This is a genomic window from Streptomyces sp. NPDC048411, assembly GCF_040704695.1.
In the GTDB taxonomy this organism is placed as follows: Bacteria; Actinomycetota; Actinomycetes; order Streptomycetales; family Streptomycetaceae; genus Streptomyces.
Genome location: NZ_JBEZKL010000310.1, coordinates 1 through 1,323, shown reverse-complemented (window position 1 = coordinate 1,323; position 1,323 = coordinate 1). Strand labels below are relative to the sequence as shown.

The window sequence follows — 1,323 nt, the reverse complement described above, 5'->3', positions numbered from 1 at the left end:
TGAAGCTCCCCCTTTGACCTGGACAGCCTGATACTGGGACGGAAGGTCCCGGAGGAAGCAGTTACAGGCAGTGAGCAAGAAGAGCAATATGAGCAAGCGGTATACGGCGGAGTTCAAGCGGGATGCCGTTGCGCTGGCGTTGTCGTCGGACAAGACGGTCACCGAGGTCGCCCGGGACCTGGGGGTGAGCCCGGAGGGTCTGCGAGGCTGGGTGAAGCAGGCCAAGGCCGACCGGGGCGAGGGGTCTGCCGGGGCTCTGACCAGCGCCGAGCGTGAAGAACTCGCCCAGTTGCGGCGCAAGGTCCGCGAGCTCGAGAAGACGGTCGACATCCTGGGAAAAGCGACCGCCTTCTTCGCGCAGGACAAGATGAGGTAGACACCGCCACGCGGTGCCGCTTCATCGACGCGGAGAAGGCATCGGGCGGCAATCCCGCCGGTCACAGCGTTGCGCTGCTGTGCCGTGCGCTGGGAGTGCCGCGCTCGACTTACTACGCGCACCGGGCGACGGCGTCGGCGCGTCGAGCCGCGTGGCGCGAGGAGGAGCGCCTCGTGAACGAGATCCGAGTACTCCATGCCGGGTCACGCGGCGCCTACGGGGTCCCGCGGATCCACGCCGCCCTGCGGCGGGCCGGGCGGATCATGAACCTGAAGAAGGTCGAGCGGCTGATGCGCAAGCACCGGATCGTCGGGATCACCCGCCGCCGGCGTCGGGGGCTGACCCGGCAGGCGAAGCGGGCGGTGTTCGCCGCCGATCTGATCGTTCGGGACTTCACCGCACCCCGCCCCGGGATGCGGCTGGTCGGTGACATGACCGAACTCGTCACGCTGGAAGGGAAGTTGTATCTGGCGACCTGCATCGATCTCGCGACGCGGGAGGTGATCGGCTGGGCGATGGCCGACCACCACCGCGCCGAGCTGCCGGTCGCCGCCCTGCGGATGGCGGCCGGACGCGGCACTCTGGAGGACGGCTGCATCATGCATACCGACCGCGGCAGCGAATACACGAGTGACGAATTCCGCACGGAGATACGGAAGTTGCGCATGAGGCAGTCGATGGGGCGTGTCGGTTCTTGTTACGATAACGCTGCCGCGGAAAGCTGGTTCGCCGTTCTCAAAGCGGAGATCGGAACCACCGTCTGGGAGACCCGCGAGGCCGCTCGGGCCGATGTCTTCCGTTACATCGAGATCGAGTACAACCGCAGCCGACTCCGCAGGCACCCCGAGTACGGGTACGTCACCCCGCTCGAAACGAGGATCTTGCTCAGGCAGGACCTCACCCCCGCAGCCTAAAAACCCGCTGTCCAGGCCCCAGGGGGAACTTCA

At 66.7% G+C, this 1,323-nt stretch carries 2 protein-coding genes; both read left to right on the top strand.

Annotated elements, in window-relative coordinates; genetic code table 11:
• Positions 1–88: 88 nt before the first annotated feature.
• A complete protein-coding gene (locus AB0915_RS39220; protein ID WP_366696193.1) occupies positions 89–376 on the top strand; it encodes a transposase in 288 nt (95 codons plus the stop codon).
• A gap of 23 nt (positions 377–399) precedes the next feature.
• Positions 400–1,290, top strand: a complete 891-nt coding sequence (locus AB0915_RS39215; RefSeq protein WP_326794071.1) for an IS3 family transposase — start codon at positions 400–402, stop codon at positions 1,288–1,290.
• Positions 1,291–1,323: the final 33 nt, after the last annotated feature.